The following is a 19557-nucleotide window of genomic DNA, read 5'->3' as shown; positions in this document are numbered from 1 at the left end:
GTGCGATCAGGTGCGGGCCTTTGTCGCGAGGATCTCCTCGACCAGCGTTTCCGCCCCGAGGCTGGCGCGGAAATGCGCCTCCACATGGGCGCGTCCGGCCTCGCTCAGCCGCTGTGCGTTCTCGGGGTGTTGCGCCAGATCGCGGATCGCCCGCGCCAGCGCGGTGGGATCTTTGGGCGGCACCAGCTTGCCGTTCACCCCGTCGTCGATCAGCTCGCGCACGCCGCCGGCATCGGTGCCGATGGTCGGCACGCCGCAGGACATCGCCTCCATATAGGCCACGCCCAGCGGCTCGTGCCACGAGGCCAGCACGAAGACATGGCTCTCGATCAGCTTCTGTTTCACCGCGCCCGCGTCGATGGCGCCGAGCAGTTTCACATGATCCTGAAGCCGCAGCTTGCGCAGATGCGCCTCGAGCTCCTTGCGGAAGCCCTCGCCGCCGGCATCGTCCTCGCCGGCGATCTCAAGCCGCACATCGACCCCCTGGTCGAGCAACTGGCGCACCGCCGACATCAGATCCTGATGACCCTTCACCACGTTCAGCCGCCCGCAGGAGAACAGCCGGATCGGACGGCCCTTCTGGGGCGGATCGTAAGGCGTGTCGCGGCAGAGCACGCTGGTATCCACGCCCATCGGGCGGATCGCGACGCGCTCGGGCAGGGCGTCGGACATCTCCTCCTGCATCTCCTGCATGAGCTTCTGGGTGATGATCGTCGCAAAGGCGGCGTTGCGCCATTTGAAGCGCTGGCCGGGGCCGTAGTCGGACAGCGGCCCGTGCAGCGTCAGCGAATAGCACGGGCCGCCCATCTTTTCCGCCAGCGCCGCGATCAGCGCCGCGCGGCCGCAGGAATGCACATGCACATGGTCCAGCTCATGCTCTGCGGCATAGGCGACAAGCGCCTGCGCCGCCGAGAGCGTCACCGCCACGTCCTTGCCAAAGCCCACACCTTCGCGGGCGATCCAGCCCGCCAGCCCCTTGGGCAAGAGCGCCGCCAGCGCGCGCAGCGCCGCGACCGGCTCGATTCGGCCCAGATAGGTGGTGCGGGCAATCGCATCCTGCGACCAGTCATGCGAAATGAGGCGCGAGGGTGGCATCCGCGTCGAGAGCAGATGCACCTCATGGCCCATCTCCTCCAGCACTTTGACCTCGCGCCAGAAGAAGATATGGGTCTGTCCCGGAAATTGGGGCACTAGATACCCGATCCGCAATCGCTGCGACACGCGTTCCTCGCTTCGGCTCTTCGGACAGTTCGTCCGGAATTTATGACAACTTCTATGCGATTTCTTTTTTTGGCCACAGTTTGATGGCAGGGCCATCGCATTCACAGTCGGGAAAACACTCATGTGTGGCGGGTTTGGTACGGATCATGACGGGTAAGCGCAACTTTGCCAATGTGCCTGCCATGTCGGTGATCCTTCCGGCAAGCAACGAGGCGGCGCTGATCGGCGGCTGCCTGCGCGCGCTTAGCGCCTCGCACTGGTCCGATGCGGGCCCGATCGAGGTGATCGTGATCGCCAATGGCTGCCGCGACGACACTGCCGAGCGTGCTCGCGCCGAGGCGCCCGGTTTTGCCGCGCGCGGCTGGGAGCTGCGGGTGATCGAGCGGGCCGAGGGCGGCAAGCTCGGCGCGCTGAATGCGGGCGACGAGGCGGCCCGCGCCTGCGTGCGCGTCTATCTCGACGCCGATGTGACGGTGAGCCCCGAGCTGATGGACCAGATCCACGCCGCGCTTTCCAAGGAGACGCCGGGTTATGCCAGCGGGCGGGTGCGGATCACCGCCAAGAGCTGGGTCTCGCGGGCCTATGCGCGGATCTGGCGCCGGGTGCCCTTCATGGCGCGAGGCGTTCCGGGCTGTGGCGTGTTCGCGGTGAATGCGGCGGGCCGCGCCCGCTGGGGCGCCTTTCCCGACATCATCTCGGACGACACCTTCGTTCGGCTCAGTTTTGCGCCGGAGGAGCGCGCCGGCGTGCCCGCGCCCTATGACTGGCCGATTGCCGAGGGCTTCGGCAATCTGGTCAGGGTCCGGCGGCGGCAGGATGCCGGCGTGGCCGAAATCGCGGCACGCTATCCCGATCTTCTGGCAAATGACGACAAGATGCCCTTTCCGGCGAGCCGGAAACTGGTGATGGCCCTGCGCGACCCGCTGGGATTCGCGGTCTATTCCGGTGTCGCGCTGGCGGTCCGCCTGCGCCCCGCCGCCGAGGGCTGGAGTCGCGGACGATGAGCATGGCGTTTATCGAGCGTTTTCACGGCAGCTCGCTCACCGCCCGCGCGGTGCGTTCCTCGCTGCTTACCGTTGGCGGTTTCGGCACCGGCCAGGTCCTGCGGCTGGCCTCGAACCTGATCCTTACCCGGCTGCTCTTTCCCGAGGCCTTCGGTCTCATGGCGCTGGTCTCGGTCTTCATGATGGGGCTCCAGCAGTTCTCCGATGTCGGCGTGACCCCGGCGATCATGCAGAGCAAGCGCGGCGACGAGCGCGATTTCCTCGATACCGCCTGGACGATCCAGGTGCTGCGCGGCGGCGGGCTGTGGCTGGTGGCCTGTGGGCTCGCCTGGCCGATGGCCTGGTTCTACGACGAGCCACAGCTCTTGCAGATCCTGCCGGTGGCAAGCCTCAGCCTGCTGATCCTCGCCTTCCGCCCCACCCGCATGGACACCGCCAACCGGCACCTGCTGCTGGGCCGGGTCACGCTGCTGGAATTCGTCACCCAGGTGGTCGGCGTGCTGAGCGCGATCCTCTTGGCCTGGCTCACCGGATCGGTCTGGGCGCTGGTGCTGAGCGGGCTCATAAGCTGCGCCACCGAGGTGGTGATCAACTCGCTTTTCCTGCCGGGCGCGCGCAACCGCTTCCGCTGGGACAAATCCGCCGCCCATGAGCTGGTGAATTTCGGCAAGTGGATCTTTCTCTCTACCGTTTGCGGGTTCTTCTTCAGCCAGAGCGACAAGATCCTGATCGGCAAATATCTCACGCTCGATCATTTCGGCATCTACAATATCGGCTATTTCCTTGCCTCCTTCCCGATGCTGCTCGGGGGCATGGTGACGCGCAAGGTGTTGATCCCGATCTACCGCGAGACGCCGCCCACCGAGAGCCGCGAGAATTTCCTGCGTCTGCGCAAGATGCGCTTTATCGTCACCGGCCTGCTGATCGGCATGGTCGGGGTCTTTGCGATGATCGGCGCCTGGCTGGTCGATCTGATGTATGACCCGCGCTACATGGCTGCCGGCGCGGTCACGGTGATCGTGGCCTGTGTGCAGATGCCGCAAATCATCGTGCAGACCTACGATCAGGCCGCGCTGGCCGCCGGCGACAGCCGCACCTTTTTCGTGCTGGCGCTGGCGCGCGCGGTGCTGATGGTGGTCTGCATTCTGCTCGGACTGGAAATCGCGGGTCTGCTGGGCGCGCTTCTGGGCATGGGCGCGGCCTTCCTGCTTGCCTATCCGGTGGTGGTCTGGCTGGCGCGGCGCATGGGTGCCTGGGATCCGCTGCACGACGCGATTTTTGCGCTGGCCGGAATCGCGCTCGCGGCCATCGCGGTGGCCGTCAACTGGTCGGAGATTGTGGCCCTGGCGCGGCTGGGCGGATAAGCGCCAACGGTTCCCATTCGGCGACAATTCCCCCTGTCTGCGACACTGTATTGCATGGCATAACAATACCCGGTCGGCGCAGCCTGAAAGATGGCGAAGGCTGGGTGGATACCTAAAAAGCGCCGCATTTTCTCCCCATTCCTCCTTTACGCGGGGCAAAGTCTGATGTGACGGGGTACCAGGTCATGAGCGCAGAAACGCAGCACCAAACCGGCGAAAACGACATCGCTATCGTCGGCATGGCCGCGCATCTTCCCGGTGCCGAGAACATCCAGCGCTACTGGGACAATCTGCGCTCCGGGCGCAGCGCCATCCGCCGGCTTTCCGAAGAGGAGCTGCTGGAGGCGGGCGAGGATCCGGGCCTCATCCGCCACAAGGATTACGTGCCCTTCGCCGCGCCGCTTGATGATTTCGAGATGTTCGATGCCGAATTCTTCGGGTTCTCTCCGAAAGAGGCGGCGATCATGGATCCGCAGCACCGGCAGTTCCTCGAAACCGCCTGGGAGGCGCTGGAAAACGCCGGCCATGTGCCCGAGAGCTTCGACGGTCAGGTCGGCGTCTTCGCGGGCTGCGGCATGGGCAGCTATTTCTATTTCAACGTCTGCGCGAACCCGGATCTGGTCGAGAATACCGGCATGTTCCTGCTGCGCCATACCGGCAACGACAAGGATTTCATGACCACCCGGCTGAGCCATGTGCTCGATCTGCACGGGCCGTCGATCAACCTGCAAACCGCCTGCTCGACTTCGCTGGTGGCCACCCATTACGCCGCGCAGGCGCTGCTCAACGGCGAATGCGACATGGCGCTCGCCGGGGGCGTGACCATCGAGCTGCCGCAGGGCCGGGGCTATCTCTACAAGGAAAACGAGATCCTCTCGCCCGACGGGCAATGCCACGCCTTCGACCATCGCGCGCAGGGCACGGTGTTCGGTTCCGGCGTGGGGGTCGTGGTGCTGCGGCGGCTGGCGGATGCCATTGCCGACGGCGATCACATCTGGGCGGTGATCAAGGGCACCGCCGTGAACAATGACGGCGCGCAAAAGGCCGGCTATCTGGCGCCCTCCGTCGATGGGCAGGCACAGGCGGTGGCCGAGGCGCAGGCGGTGGCGGGGATCACCTCCGACACGGTGGATTACGTGGAATGCCACGGCACCGGCACCTATCTGGGCGATCCCATCGAGGTCGCCGCCATGACCCAGGCCTTCCGCGAGAGCTCGGATGCCACGGGCCATTGCCGCATCGGCTCGGTGAAGACCAATATCGGCCATCTCGATACGGCGGCGGGTGTCGCAGGGCTGATCAAGACCTCGCTGGCGCTGCATGAGGGCGAGATCCCGCCCTCGCTGGGCTATGAGGCGCCAAACCCGGCGATCGAGTTCGAGACGTCGCCGTTTATGGTTAACGACACGCTCACCCCCTGGCCGACAAGCGCTCATCCGCGCCGCGCCGGGGTGAACGCGCTGGGCGTCGGCGGCACCAACGCGCATGCGGTGCTGGAAGAGGCGCCCGCGCAGGCGCCCTCCGAAGACAGCGACTGGCCGTTCCAGATCCTGACGCTCTCGGCGCGCAGCAAGGGGGCGCTCGACGAAGGCGCAAGGCGGCTGGCGGCGCATCTGCGCGCCCATCCCGAGCAGCCGCTCGCCGATATTGCCTGGACGCTGAAGGAAGGCCGCCGCGCCTTCGAGAAGCGCCGGATCGTGGTGGCCGAAAGCCACGAAGAGGCCGCCCGCCTGCTGGAAGAGGACGCCCCGCGCCGGGTGCATTCGCATTCCGCGCTGGACCGGCCGGACGTGGCCTTCATGTTCCCCGGCGGCGGCGCGCAATATGCCGGCATGGCGCGCGATCTCTACGAGACCGAGCCGGTCTTTGCCGAGTGGATGGATCGCGGGCTCGATACGCTGGCCGAGATCTCCGACCATGACATCCGCGCGCTGTGGCTGCCGGAAGAGGGCGCCCGCGAAGACGCGGACGCGGCGCTGACCCGCCCCTCGCTGCAACTGCCGCTGATCATGATCACCGAATACGCGCTGGCCCAGCTCTGGATGAGCTGGGGCGTTCAGCCCGTCGCGCTGGCCGGCCATTCCATGGGCGAGAACACCGCCGCCTGTCTCGCCGGCGTCATGAGTTTCGAGGATTGCATCGGCCTCGTGCATCTGCGCGGCCGGCTCTTCGACAGCGTGCCCGCCGGCGGCATGCTCTCGGTCAACCTCACCGCCGAGGCGCTTCAGCCCTATCTGGGCGAAGAGCTCGACCTCGGCGCCGTCAACGCGCCCGAGCTGACCGTCGCCTCCGGGCCGCAGGCGGCGCTCGACGCGCTGGAAGCCCGCCTCAAATCCGAGGGCATCGACTGCCAGCGCATCCAGATCGACATCGCCGCCCATAGCCGCATGCTGGAGCCGATCCTCGACCAGTTCCGCGCCTATCTGCGCTCCATCGACCTTTTCGCGCCGCAGATCCCGCTGACCTCGAACCGCACCGGCGCGCTGATGACCGCAGAGCAGGCGACCTCGCCGGATTACTGGGTCGAGCATCTGCGCGGCACCGTGCATTTCGCCGACTGCATCGGCACGCTGGCAAAGCCCAACCGCATCTTCCTTGAGGTCGGCCCCGGCAAGGCGCTTTCCGCACTCGCCCGCCAGCACCCGGATGCGCCGGGCCAGCAGGTTCTCTCCTCGCTGCGTCACCGCGACGATGTGATTGCCGACGACAAGCACATGTTCGAGGTGCTGGGCCGTCTCTGGGCGCTGGGCGCGCAGATCGACTGGGATCAGATCTGGGGCGATGCGCGGCGCAACCGCGTGGTCCTGCCCTCCTATGCCTTTCAGCGCGCGCCCTATTTCATCGCGCCCGGCCAGCGGCAGGCCGAGACCGCGCCGCAATATCTCATGCGGACCGACGATGTGTCGGGCTGGGGCTGGAAACCGGTCTGGCGCCCGCGCGCGGCGGAGGTTGAGGTCGACGTGGCCGAGGGGCTCGCCGATGCCGAGCCGCAATGCTGGCTGATCTTCATGGACGAAGCGGGGCTCGCCGCCCGCGCGGCGGCGAAACTGAAAGCCGCCGGTCACACCGTGGTCGAGGTCCGGACCGGCGACAGCTTTACCCGGCTCTCGGATACCTCCTATCTCCTTGCCCCGGAACGCGGGCGCGAGGGCTATGACCTGCTGGTGCAGGATCTGGCGCTGCGCGGCCATGTGCCGACGCGGATCGCGCATTTCTGGCTGGTGACCGAGGGCGAGAGCCACCGCCCCGGGTCGAGCTTTTTCCACCGGGTGCAGGAGCAGGGCTTCTATTCGCTGCTCTTCCTTGCCCAGGCCGTGGCCGAGGAAAACCTGCCGCGCCCGCTGCATCTGAGCGTGGTCACCAGCGGCGCCGCAAGGCTGCGCGACGAGGCGCTGCCCTACCCGTCGAAAGCCACCATCGCCGGGCCTGCGCGGGTGATACCGCGCGAGCTGCCGGGCGTGTCGGTCTCGACGCTCGATCTGACCCTGCCCGCGCCTGTGCAGGGCGGGCTCTTTACCCGCAAATCCGCCGAGGCCAAACACGAGGCCGCGCTTGACGCGCTGAGCCTTCAGATTCTCGAAGAGCTGCTGTCCGAGCCCGCCGATGCCATCACCGCCCTGCGCGGCGCGCGGCGGTTCGAATGCGCGATGAAGCCGGTGGCGCTGCCTGACGCAGCACCGGTCGCGGTGGACGGTGGCACCTATCTGATCACCGGCGGCTTTGGTGGCATCGGCCTCACGCTGGCGCAGGAGTTTGCCTCCAAGGGCGCCAATCTGGTGCTGGTCGCCCGCAACGACCTGCCCGAGCGGTCGCACTGGCCCGATTATCTCTCGCGCCACGCGCCGCAGGACAGCACCGCCCGACGCATCCGCGCTGTGATGGCACTCGAAGAGGCCGGCGCCGAGGTCAGGATCGCCGCCGCCGATGTCTGCAACCTGACGCAGATGCAGCGGGTGAAAGAGGCCGCCGAGGCCAAGTTTGGCACGATCACGGGCGTGATCCACGGCGCAGGTGTCATCGACGACGGCCCGCTGCTGACCAAAAGTCCAGCCAGCGTTGAGGATGTCTTCACCCCCAAGATCCACGGCACCCAGGTGCTGGGCGAACTCTTCCCCGATGGCTCGGTCGACTGGATGGTGCTGTTTGCGTCCTCCTCCACTGTCACCGCGCCGGCGGGGCAGGTGGATTACGTCGCCGCCAACGAATATCTCAACGCCTTTGCCCAGGCCCGCGCCGGCGGCAAGACCCGCGTCGTGGCGATCAACTGGGGAATCTGGAACGAGGTCGGCATGGCCGCCGAAGCGGTCGCCGCGCGCCGGGGCGAGGTGCCGAAGGCGCCGGTCGAGCCTGCCGGTGTGCCGATGCTCGATGAAAAGACCTTTGACGCGCAGGGCAACCGGCTCTTCACCGCCAGCTATTCCGCCAAGGACTGGTTCATCGACGAGCACCGCACCAAGGCGGGCGACGCGCTGCTGCCCGGCACCGGCTATCTGGCGCTCGCCGCCGAGGCGCTGCGTGCCCAGCACGAGACCGGCGGGTTCGAGATCCGCGACCTGACCTTCCTGCGCCCGCTGCGGGTCGCTGATGGCGGCGCGCGCGAGATGCGGCTGCGGCTGTCGCGCCGCGACGAAGGTTACGGTTTCGACGTGCTGGCCGACGCCACGCTGGCCGGCAAGCGCGGCTTTGCGCTGACCGCTCAGGGCACGCTGGCGCTCATGCCAATGCAGCGCCCCGACCCGCTCGACCTCTCCGCGATCCGCGCCCGCTGCGGCAAGCCGCTGCTGGCCGAGCCGGGCGCGAGGCTCGCCGCCGCGCAGGAGGTGCAGCTGCAATTCGGTCCGCGCTGGAAGGTTCTGGACAGCCGCGCGCTGGGCAAGGGCGAGGGCATCGCCGAGCTGTCGCTGGCGGACAGCGCCCGCGCCGATGGCTGCCTGCTGCATCCCGCGCTCATGGACATCGCCACCGGCTGGGCGATGGAGCTGATCGAGGGCTATCAGCCCACGCATCTCTGGGTGCCGCTCTCCTACACCCGCGTCCGCGTGCACGCGCCGCTGACCGAGCAGATCGTGAGCTGGGTGCGCAACGCCGCCGAAAACCGCGCCGATGCCGCCACCGCCAGCTTTGACATCACGCTTTGCGCCCCCGATGGCACGGTGCTGGTCGAGATCTCGGGCTTTACCATCCACAAGCTGGCGCAGGCCGACATCCTGCACGCCGCCCCGCGCCTCACCGCCGCCGAGCTGGAGCTTGACGGGCCGCAGGACGCGGCACAGCCGCTCTCGCCCGCCGAGGAGCGTCTGGCACACAATCTCAGCCAGGGCATCCTTCCGGAAGAGGGCGTCAGCGCCTTTGCCCGCGCCCTGTCGCTCGGCGCGCCGCAACTGGTGATTTCCTCGATGGATCTCGATCAGCTCACCGCGCAGACCGCCGCCTCCACCGCTGAGAAGGGCGAGGTGCAGAAATTCGACCGTCCGCAGCTCGAAGGCGATTATGTCGCCCCCGAGAACGATATCGAGCGCACGCTTGTGGGGTTCTGGGAGGATCTGCTGGGCGTGCAGAATGTGGGCGTCGAGGACAGTTTCTTCGATCTCGGCGGGCACTCGCTGATTGCCGTGCGGCTGTTTGCGATGGTCAAGAAAGCCTATCGCATCGACTTCCCGATTTCGGTGCTGTTCGAGGCACCGACGATCCGCAAATGCGCCGCACTCATCGCCGAGCAGGCGGGCATCGTCGCGGATGAGGAGACCGCCGAGGGCACGCCCAAGGCCCCCGAGCGCCGCTTTACCCATATCGTGCCGATGCATGATGGCGAGGGCGGGCCGCGCACGCCGTTCTTCCTGGTGGCGGGCATGTTCGGCAACGTCCTGAACCTGCGCCACCTCGCGCATCTGCTGGGCGCCGACCGGCCGTTCTATGGCCTTCAGGCGCGCGGGCTTTACGGTGGCGAAGAGCCGCATCGCAGCATCGAGGAGGCGGCGCGCGACTACATCGCCGAGATGCGGCAGGTGCAGGCGCAAGGCCCCTATATGGTCGGCGGTTTCTCCGGCGGCGGCATCACCGCTTTCGAGATCGCGCGGCAGTTGGAACAGATGGGCGAGGAGGTGTCGCTCTGCGTGCTGCTCGACACGCCGCTGCCCATGCGCCGCCCGCTGGAACGCCGCGACCGGATGATGATCCAGTGGCAGGAGGCGAGGGCCAAGGGCCTGTTCTACCCGCTGATCTGGGCCCGCAACCGGATCCGCTGGGAGATTGCAAAGCGACAGACCAAAGACAGCACCGAGGCAGAGCACAGCTTCCACAATGCCGAGATCGAGGCGGCTTTCCTGACCGCCGTGGCACAGTACCGCGTGCGTGCCTGGGATGGGCGGCTGGTGCTCTACCGTCCGCCGCTGGTGGGCAAGTGGCAGGTATCGCAGGGCCGCATGGTAAATTCCGAACGCGCCTATGTGATGCATGACAACGACTGGGGACAGTTCGTGCCGCATGTGGAGGTGCATGAGGTGCCGGGCGACCACGATTCCATGGTGCTGGAGCCCAATGTGCGGGTGCTTGCGGGTCTCATGCGCGAGGCGATCACCGGCGCCGAGGCGCAGCGGCGCGGCGCCGAAGTGGTGGAATTTCCTGGCCACCGGGCGGCGGAGTGAGAGACATGCAACCGAAGCTTTTGGTCATATCGCTGAACTATCGCACGGCAGAGATGACGCTGCGCTCGGTGCAGTTCGCGTTGCGCGAAATGACGGGGTTGAACGCCGAGCTGGTGATCGTCGACAACGATAGCGGCGACGGGTCTTTCGAGACGATGCAGGCGGCGCTGGCCTCCGAGCCCTGGGCGCAGGGCGCGCCGGTGCGGCTGATCCAGTCGGGCCATAACGGTGGCTTTGGCGCGGGCAACAATGTCGGCATCCGCGCCGGCTGGTCCGATGGCAGCCGGCCCGATTACGTCTATATCCTGAATTCCGATGCCTTCCCCGATCCGGGCAGCATCCAGGCGCTTTACGACCATCTCGAAAGCCACCCGGCGACGGGGTTTGCCGGCAGCTATATCCATGGCGAGGATGGCGAGGCGCATATGACCGCCTTCCGCTTCCCCTCGGTGGCGTCGGAATTCGAGGGCGCCGCGCGGTTCGGGCCGTTCTCGCGTCTGCTCAAGCACAAGATCGTGCCCATCGGCATCCCGCAGACCCGCGAGCGGGTCGACTGGCTCGCCGGCGCCTCGATGATGATGCGGCAATCGGTGCTGGACGAGATCGGGCTCTTTGACGAGACCTTCTTTCTCTATTTCGAGGAAACCGACCTGTGTCTGCGCGCCGCCCGCGCCGGGCATGAAGTGCATTACATCCGCGACAGCGAGGTGACGCATATCGGCTCGGTCTCGACCGGGATGAAGACATGGCAGCGCGTGCCGGGCTTCTGGCTCGACAGCCGCTGGCATTACTATTCGAAAAACCATGGCCGTTTCTATGCGGCTTTGGCGACGCTTGCGCATGTGGCGGGCGGGGGGCTGTGGCGTCTGCGCCGTCTGGTGCAGAACAAGCCCCCCGCCGATCCGCCGCATTTCCTGCGCGATCTGGTTTTTCATGACCTCAAGGCGCTGGTCCGGCCCCTGCCGGGAAAGCGCGCGGCGGTGATCTCCCCAAAGGACGGCACCGCGTTTGAGACCCCAGCGGAGTAAGTGATATGGCCCAGTTTTCCAGTGTGGTGATCGGCAACGAATCCCTCCTCGTGCAGTGCAGCGAAAAGCTGCTGGCGGCGGGGCATCCCATCCGCGCGGTGGTGACCCGCAACGCGGATATTGCCGAGTGGGCCGAGGGGCGCGGGCTGCGCGTGATCGCGCCGGGCAAGGGGCTGGCCGAGCGACTGGAGGGGCTGGAATTCGACTGGCTGCTGTCGATCTCCAATCTCGACATCATCCCCGCCTCTGTGCTGGCGATGCCCGCCAGGGGCGCGGTCAACTTCCATGACGGCCCGCTGCCGCGCCATGCCGGGCTCAACGCGCCGGTCTGGGCGCTGATCGCGGGCGAGAGCCGTCACGGCATCACCTGGCACATGATCGAGGGCGGCGTGGACGAGGGCGATATTCTCGTCTCGCGCGGCTTCGACGTCTCGGCCAGCGACACGGCGCTGACGCTGAACACCAAGGCCTATGAGGCCGCCATCGACAGTTTCGGCGACCTGATGGAGCAGCTCGAACACGGGCTGCGTCGGGTGCCGCAGGATCTGAGCTTCCGCAGCTATCACGCGCTGGCCGACCGGCCCTCGGCGCATGGTCTGCTGGACTTCACGCGGCCCGCGCCCGAGCTGGCGCGGCTGGTGCGCGCGCTGGATCACGGCGGCTATGCCAACCCGCTTTCCGCCCCCAAGCTGCGCGCGCATGGCAAGCTTTGGCTTGTGGGCAAGGCGGTTGCCGTTGAAGGCTTCGGCACGCCCGGCGCGGTGCTGGAAGCGACCGACGATCACCTGACCGTCGCTTGCGGCAGCGGCGCGCTCAAGATAGCGCATTTCACCCATCTCTGCGGCGCGCTGGCGCTGGTGGCGCAGGTCGGCAAGCCGGGGGATATGCTGGAGCTGCTCTCTGCCGAGGAGCGCGCGGCGGTCGATGCAAAGATCACGCAAGTCGCGCCCAGCGAAGGCTATTGGCGCAAGCGCCTGACGTCTCTGGCCCCGGTCGAGCTTCAGGGGCTCGGCAAGAGCGGCGGTGAGGTGTTGTCGCGCCCGCTGTCGCTGGGTCCGAACGCGCCGGCGCTGGTCGCCGCCTGGGCGGCGCGGCTCGACGGGCACGAGATCTGCGATCTGGCCTATGCCGACGCGACGCTGAAAGATCTCTCCGAAGGCGGCTTCATCGCTCCCTGGGCGCCGCTGCGGGTCGAGGCGACGGGCACGGTTCAGGCGCTCTCCGAGGCCGTTGAGGCAGAGCTGGCCAAGGTCCAGAAACACAAGGGCTTTGCCACCGATCTGCCCGCCCGCGAGCCCGCGCTCTCCGGCGCGCCGCAGGTGCCGCATGTGGGCCTCAGCTTTGGTGCGGGCCACATCCCCGGCACCGCCGTCACTGTCGAGCTGGGTGCAGACGGCGCCACGCTCTACACCGATACGGGCCGCATGCCGCAGGCGCAGGGTGAGCTTCTGGCGGCGCGGCTGGAGCTTCTGGCAGGCGCGGCGCAAGGAGAGGCTCTGCTCGCCTCCCTGCCCGCGCTGCCCGAGGCCGAACGGGATCTGGTGCTTAACGCCTGGAACGCCACCACTCAGGACCATGACCGCAGCCTGACCATGCAGGCGGCCTTCGAGGCACAGGTCGCCAAGACCCCCGACGCCGTCGCGCTGGTCTTTGAGGACCAGTCGCTGACCTATGCCCAGCTCGACGCGCGCGCCAATCAGGCGGCGCAGGTGCTGCGCGGCATGGGGGTGCAGGCGGGCACCGTTGTGGGGCTCTTCACCCGCCGCTCGGTCGACCTGATGGTCGGCGCGCTGGGGATCCTCAAGGCCGGCGGCGCCTATCTGCCGCTCGACCCGTCCTATCCCGCCGACCGCCTGAAGCACTACATCGCCGATAGCGGCGCGCCGGTGATCGTCACGCAAGCGGCGCTGAAAGCCGATCTGCCCGAGCACAAGGCCGAGCTGCTGGTCATCGACGCCGACCCGCGCCTGGCGCAGGCACCGTCCACGCCGGTGGGTGCCACCAGCACGCCCGAGGATCTGGCCTATGTGATCTATACCAGCGGCTCGACCGGCACGCCCAAGGGCGTGATGATCGAGCATCGCAACGTGCTGAACTTCTATCTCGGTATGGATGCCAATGTGCCGCACGATCCCGCGGGCACCTGGCTTGCGGTGACCTCGCTCAGCTTCGACATCTCGGTGCTGGAGCTCTTCTACACCACCGCGCGCGGCTTTACCGTCGTGCTGACCTCGGACGAGGATCGCGGGCTGATCTCCAAGGGGCCGATGCCGCTGTCGGATCACGACATGGCCTTCTCGCTCTATTACTGGGGCAATGATGACGGCGTCGGTCGCGACAAATATGCGATGCTGCTGGAAGGTGCGAAATTCGCCGATGAGAACGGGTTTAGCGCCGTCTGGACGCCGGAGCGCCACTTCCACGCTTTCGGCGGCCCCTATCCGAACCCCTCGGTGACCGGCGCCGCCGTGGCTGCCGTCACCCGCAATATCGCCGTGCGCTCGGGCTCGGTCGTGGCGCCGCTGCACCACCCGGCGCGCATCGCCGAGGAATGGGCGGTGATCGACAACCTGACCAACGGGCGCGCGGGGCTGGCCATCGCCTCCGGCTGGCAGCCCGACGATTTCGTGCTGCGCCCGGAAAACACCCCGCCGAACAACAAGCCCGCGATGATCGAGAATATCGACCAGATCCGCCGGCTGTGGCGCGGCGAGGCGGTGCCCTTTCCGCGTCAGGACGGCACGCCTTTCGACGTGGTGACCCAGCCGCGCCCGGTCTCTTCCGAGCTGCCGATCTGGGTGACCACGGCGGGCAATCCCGACACCTGGAAGGAGGCGGGGCGGCTGGGCTGCAATGTGCTCACCCACCTGCTGGGCCAGTCCATCGACGAGGTCGCCGACAAGATCCGCATCTATCACGCGGCGCTGCGCGAGGCCGGCCATGACCCGGCGGATTTCAGCGTCTCGCTGATGCTGCACACCTATATCGCCGAGACCCGCGAGGAGGCGCGCGAGACGGCGCGCGGCCCGATGCGCGAATATCTGCGCTCGGCGGCGGGGCTCATCAAGCAATACGCCTGGACCTTCCCGGCCTTCAAACGGCCGAAGGGGCTCAACAACCCGTTCGAGCTGGATCTGGAAATCCTCACCCCCGAGGATCTGGAGGCCATTCTCGATTTCGCCTTCGAGCGCTATTTCAACGAAAGCGGCCTCTTTGGCACCGTCGAGGATGCGCTGGCGCGGACCGAACAGCTCAAGCGCATCGGTGTGACCGAGATCGCCTGCCTGATCGACTACGGCATCGCGCGCGAGCAGGTGCTGGAAGGGCTGCGCCCGCTGGCGAAAGTGGTGAAGGCGGCCAATGTGGCGCCGGAGCTGGATGCGGACGATTTCTCGATTGCCGCGCAGATCCTGCGCCATGGCGTGACGCATATGCAATGCACGCCCTCCATGGCCCGGATGATCGCGATGAACGACGAGGCGCGCTATGCGCTGTCGAAAGTGCAGCACCTGTTCCTCGGCGGCGAGCCGCTGCCGGGTGCGCTGGTGCAGGAATTCGCCAAGATCACCGAGGCGTCGGTCACCAATATGTACGGGCCGACCGAGACGACGATCTGGTCCTCGACCGAAGCCGCCGGCGTTGCGGATGGTGTGGTCAATATCGGCCTGCCGCTGGCCAACCAGCAGCTCTATGTGCTGGATGAGGCGCAGCAGCCGGTGGGCGTGGGCATGCCGGGCGAGCTGTGGATCGGCGGCGAGGGCGTGACGCGCGGCTATTCGGGCCGCGAGGAGATGACCGCCGAGCGCTTTGTCGAAAACCCGTTCCATGGCGGGCGGATGTATCGCACCGGCGATCTGGTGCGGCGCCGCATCGACGGCAGGATCGACTTCATCGGCCGGGTCGATCATCAGGTGAAGCTGCGCGGCTTCCGCATCGAGCTGGGCGAGATCGAGGCGGTGCTGGAGGATCAGACGGGCGTCACCCAGGCGGTGGTTGTCGCGCGCGAGGATCAGCCGGGCGACATCCGGCTGGTGGGCTATTACACCTCCGAGGCGCCGCTGAACGAGGCGACGGTCAAGGCGGCGATGGGCGCCGATCTTCCGGCCTTCATGGTGCCGACGCATCTGGTGCGGCTCGAGACCTTCCCGCTGACGCCGAACAAGAAGGTCGACCGCAAGGCGCTGCCGGCGCCGGTGGCGAAAAAGGTGGCGGCGCCGAAACCGGCGGCGGCGCCGGTGGTGCAGGCCGCGCCCGCTGTTGCGGCGGGCACGGCGCAGGACAGCGGCAGGCTTCAGGCGCAGATCGCCGAGATCTGGTCGACGGTGCTGGGCGTGGCCGATATTTCCGGGCGTGACAGCTTCTTCGACCTCGGCGGGCATTCGCTGCTCGCAGTGCAGGCGCATCGCTCGATCCGCGATGAGCTGGGCGCGAAGGGGCTGTCGATCACCGACATCTTCCGCTTCCCGGTGCTGGAGGACCTGACCGCGCGTGTCGCCGCGCTGACCGATCCCGCCGCCGCTGCCGCAACGCCGCCCGTGCGCAGCAAGGCGCCGGCGCCGGTTGCTGCGCCGGCAGTTGCCGCTCCGGAACCGGTTGCCGCTCCCGCCGCAGCCGCAACGCCGGCCCCGGCCGTCAACGACCGCGCGCAGGCCCGGTCCGACGCGATGGCCCGCCGCCGTGCGATGCGGGCGCGGCGCAGCGCCTGAGCGGATGATGCCCGAGGCCCTTTCGGCGGCGCTGTCCCGGTCGGGCCTGCCCGACACGCTGGGCTGGGCCATCACCCTTCCTCAAACCGACCCCGGCGCGCTCTTTCCCGAAGAGCGCGCCGCCATGCAAAAGGCGGTGCCCGCGCGGCTGGCGGAGTTCACCGGCGGGCGTGTCGCGGCGCGGCGGGCGATGGCGCAGCTTGGCCTCGCGCCGGCGCCGGTTGCGATGGATCCCGACCGCGCGCCGCGCTGGCCCGACGGCGTCGTCGGCAGCATCACCCATGCCGCCGGTCTCTGTTTCGCTGTGGTCGGCCACAGCTCGGACTGGTCTGCCCTCGGGGCCGATCTGGAACGCGACGCGGCGCTGCCCGCCGAGATCGTCGCGGAAGTTGCCACGCCGCAGGAACTGGCGGGCCTCGCGCCACTGCCCGCGCGGGAGGCCGCGGCGCGGATCTTCAGCGCCAAGGAAGCGGCCTACAAGGCGCAATACCCGCAGACCCTGAGCCTCTTCGGCTTCGACGCCATGCAGGCGAATCTGCCCGCCGGAGAAATGCGCATGGTTCGCGACACCGGCCCCGGTCTGGGCGCGGTTCTGCCCATGCGGCAGCACCTGCTGCCCGGGCTGATCCTGTCGCTGTGCCTGATGCCGGCAAACGCCTGACAATATGTCTAAAATGTGTCCTGAAATTCCGTATCAGAGACGGATTGTTTCCCTGAATCCGGGCAAAAAGGATGGCGGAAAAGAGGCAATTTGGTTAAATTACGTCAAGAAAGCGCCTCTTTCCTAGTTCATCTGCGGCGACGTTTGCAGAACGTGTGTGGGCTCTTTCCGAACGCAGGGTGGGGGCCACACGTTGCGGGAGTAACGAGATGAACCAGTTTCAGTCGATGGGCGAAGTGTTCGCAGCACTGCGGCGCCGTGCCTTTCTGATTTTTTGTGTGACCGCTCTCGGCTGCGCTCTGTCCGTGTGGCTCGCGCTCAATCAGACCAAGATCTACGAGACCACCGCTGTGGTACAGATCGAGGATGCGCAGGTGCCGGATTCGCTGGCCGGCGCCACCGCGCAATCCGAGGATGCGGCGCGGCGCGTGCGCCTGATCGAACAGCGCCTGATGTCGCGCGACAATCTCCTGCGGATCATGCAGGAGCACAGCCTGTTCGCCGCCGATCCGCATATGCCCCTCAACGAGCGCGTGTCCCTGATGCGGGAATCAGTGCGGATCGAGGAAATCCGCTCCAACGCCAACGCCTTCCAGGCGCAGCAGGAAGCGCCCTCGGGCCTGCTGATCAGCGTGACGCTGGACGATCCGCAGAAGGCCGCCGATCTGGCCAACGAGCTGATGTATACGGTGATCGAGCAGTCGCGCAGCCGCAGCGCCGGCCGGGCGCGCGAGACGCTGACCTTCTTCGAGGGCGAGGCGGAGCGCGTCTCGGAAGAGATCAATGCCATGGAGGCGCAGATCGCCAGCTACAAGCGCGAGAACGCAGCGGCGCTGCCGGGCGGGCTGGCCTCGCTGCGCGACCAGCTTGCGACGCTCCAGGACAACCTGCTGCAACTCGACCGCGATATCGTGGCGCTCGAGGCGAATTCCAGCCGTCAGCGCGAGGAAGTGCTGGCCCGCCAGGTCGCGCTGATGCGCGAGCAGAAGGCGCTGGTGCAGAGCCGCATCGCCGAGATCGAACAGACCATTCTCGAAGCGCCCGAGGTCGAGCGCGAGCTGAGCGGACTTGAGCGCCGGCTCGACGAGCTTCAGGAACAGTATGGCGTGATCACCCGCCGCAAGGCCGAGGCCGAGATGGGCCAGATGCTGGAGGATCGCCAGCAGATGGACCGTTTCGAGGTGCTGGAAACCGCGCTTGTGCCGGAAGTGCCCGCCTCGGGCAGCCGCAAGAAGCTTGCGATGCTGGGCGGTGTGGGCAGCGTGATCGCCGCTGTCGGGCTGGCCTTCGTGGTCGAGCTGATGAACCCGGCGATTCGCAGCGCGGTGCAGATGGAGCGGGCGCTGGGCATGCAGCCGGTGGTGGCGATCCCGACGATCAAGACCCGCCGCGAAAGGCGCGGGCGGGGCCTCAGGCTGCTGGCGCTGGTGGCGTCTCTGGCGGCGGTCGGGACGGCGGCATTCCGGCTGCTGGGCGACCGGATCCCGTGGCAGATGCTGGTGGAAAAGCTGCTGCCGCGCGCGGCGCAGCCCTGACGCGATCTATACTGAGCGGAGTTCATTGCCCGGCCCTTGTGCCGGGCAATGCCGTTTTCAGTAACTGTACTTGCGCAGGTTGGTGCCTTCGGCCTTGTTCAGGACCGTGCCCAGAAGCGGGGTGTTGTCCCCGAGACGGCGCTCGACCTCGCGCACTTCCTTGTCGGTGGTCAGACCACCGCCGATCACCAGAAGCACGCCGTCGAATTGCGGGCGGAAGGCCATGACATCGTCGAAATAGAGCGCCGGCGGCAGATCGAAGAGGATCACATCGGGGGCCAGGCTCTTTTCGATGGCGTTCAGCGTCTCTTCGGTGCGCGGATCCTGAAGCAGTTCCGACGCGTAGGGTTCGACCGTGCCGTTGAAGCCGAAGGCGATGTTCTGCCCGGCATGGATGTCGTTCGGGCCAAGCCGTGCAAGCTGCCGCTCCGGCGGCACGAGGCCGCGCAGCATGTCGCCCATGGAGCCGGGATTGCGCAGCCCCATCACCTTGTGCAGCGTCGGGCGACGCAGGTCGCAATCGAGCAGCAGGGTCCGGCAGGTTTCCTGACGCGAGAGGCTGATGGCGAGGTTCGCGGCGGTGAAGGTCTTGCCGCAATCCTTGGTCGGCGAGGTGATCGCGACCCGTTTCCAGCCATTATCGGCCAGCGCCTGCAACAGCCGCGTGCGCAGCACGTCAAAGGCGGCATGCGCCGGATCCTGGCGCCCGGCGGTGACGATGCGGTTGCGTTCGAGATGGCGGGCATCGACGGCAAAGGTCGGCAGCGCGTCCCAGAGCGGCGTGGCCTGCGGTGCGGGTTTCGGCTCCGGCGCGGCAGCCGCAGCGGGCACGGTTTCGGTGTCTTCCTGCGCACGGCGAAGAGCGTCTTCGCGGGCCTTGCGGCGTTCCTCGCGGCGCTCTGCAATCGCGGCGCGGCGGGTCTCGTCTTCCTGACGGGCCTTTTCAGCAGCTCGCGCTGATTCTGCCTCCCGTGCGGCCTCCTGCTGCGCGCGAAGCTCCGCCTCGCGGGCCGCGTCCTCGGCCTGCTTGCGGGCCTGCTCTTCCGCCTCGCGCTTGCGGCGCGCCGCCTCGGCCCGTTGCCGCTGCACCGCTTCGAGCCGCTCCGCCGCGCGGCGGGCATCCTCGGCCTTGCGCTTGGCCTCTGCCTTGCGGCGGGCATCGTCTTCCTGCGCCTTGCGCGCGGCCTCTTCCGCCGCGGCGGCGGCTTCGGTCTCCGCCTTGCGGCGGGCGAGCCGGGTTTCGCGGCTTTCCAGCGGTTCGATGGGCGGATCTTCGGGCTGCGTCTCGGGCGCTGGCGCTTCCGTGCGTCCGAATTTGCGGCGGAATTTGCGGCGGTCGACCATGTTCATGCCCCCGAACTCCGAGCGGTCAGCGCGGATCCGTGCCGGCACGC

Annotated in this window: 9 protein-coding genes; 7 read left to right on the top strand and 2 right to left on the bottom strand. The window is 67.4% G+C overall.

All coding sequences use genetic code 11. The annotated features are described in order from the left end of the window. Positions 1-6 precede the first annotated feature (6 nt). Complete coding sequence (epsE, locus tag Ga0080574_RS11055) at positions 7-1209, bottom strand: exopolysaccharide biosynthesis GT4 family glycosyltransferase EpsE (protein ID WP_076698767.1); 1203 nt, start codon at positions 1207-1209, stop codon at positions 7-9. A 158-nt stretch (positions 1210-1367) separates the two neighbouring features. On the opposite strand from epsE, the gene Ga0080574_RS11050 reads away from it, so the two are divergent. The 7 genes from Ga0080574_RS11050 to Ga0080574_RS11020 all read left to right on the top strand — a co-directional run bounded on the left by Ga0080574_RS11050 (position 1368) and on the right by Ga0080574_RS11020 (position 18163). Beyond that, positions 1368-2225: a glycosyltransferase gene (locus tag Ga0080574_RS11050; RefSeq protein ID WP_198039804.1), complete on the top strand. Its 858-nt coding sequence runs from the start codon at positions 1368-1370 to the stop codon at positions 2223-2225. Then, entirely contained in the window at positions 2222-3589 is a 1368-nt protein-coding gene (locus tag Ga0080574_RS11045; protein ID WP_076698764.1) for an oligosaccharide flippase family protein, read from the top strand. Before Ga0080574_RS11050 ends, Ga0080574_RS11045 begins: the two co-directional genes overlap by 4 nt. Positions 3590-3774: 185 nt before the next feature. Then, complete coding sequence (locus Ga0080574_RS11040) at positions 3775-10233, top strand: type I polyketide synthase (RefSeq protein ID WP_076698760.1); 6459 nt, start codon at positions 3775-3777, stop codon at positions 10231-10233. A gap of 5 nt (positions 10234-10238) precedes the next feature. Further along, entirely contained in the window at positions 10239-11261 is a 1023-nt protein-coding gene (locus tag Ga0080574_RS11035) for a glycosyltransferase family 2 protein (protein WP_076698757.1), read from the top strand. 5 nt (positions 11262-11266) lie between these two features. Then, on the top strand, positions 11267-15967 hold the full coding sequence (locus Ga0080574_RS11030; RefSeq protein ID WP_076698754.1) for a MupA/Atu3671 family FMN-dependent luciferase-like monooxygenase: 4701 nt from the start codon (positions 11267-11269) through the stop codon (positions 15965-15967). 7 nt (positions 15968-15974) lie between these two features. Continuing rightward, entirely contained in the window at positions 15975-16628 is a 654-nt protein-coding gene (locus Ga0080574_RS11025) for a 4'-phosphopantetheinyl transferase family protein (protein ID WP_237219358.1), read from the top strand. A gap of 209 nt (positions 16629-16837) precedes the next feature. Continuing rightward, positions 16838-18163, top strand: coding sequence for a GumC family protein (locus Ga0080574_RS11020; protein WP_076698748.1), 1326 nt, complete (start codon positions 16838-16840; stop codon positions 18161-18163). 57 nt (positions 18164-18220) lie between these two features. Here the strand turns inward: Ga0080574_RS11020 and Ga0080574_RS11015 are convergent, their stop codons facing one another. Then, positions 18221-19513 carry a CpsD/CapB family tyrosine-protein kinase gene (locus Ga0080574_RS11015; protein WP_156876347.1) on the bottom strand — a complete coding sequence of 431 codons (1293 nt, stop codon included), beginning with the start codon at positions 19511-19513 and terminating at the stop codon, positions 18221-18223. Positions 19514-19557 lie beyond the last annotated feature (44 nt).

Origin of the sequence: Salipiger abyssi (assembly GCF_001975705.1) — a bacterium.
Taxonomy (GTDB): Bacteria; Pseudomonadota; Alphaproteobacteria; order Rhodobacterales; family Rhodobacteraceae; genus Salipiger; species Salipiger abyssi.
This window is presented reverse-complemented; position numbering and strand designations above follow the sequence as displayed.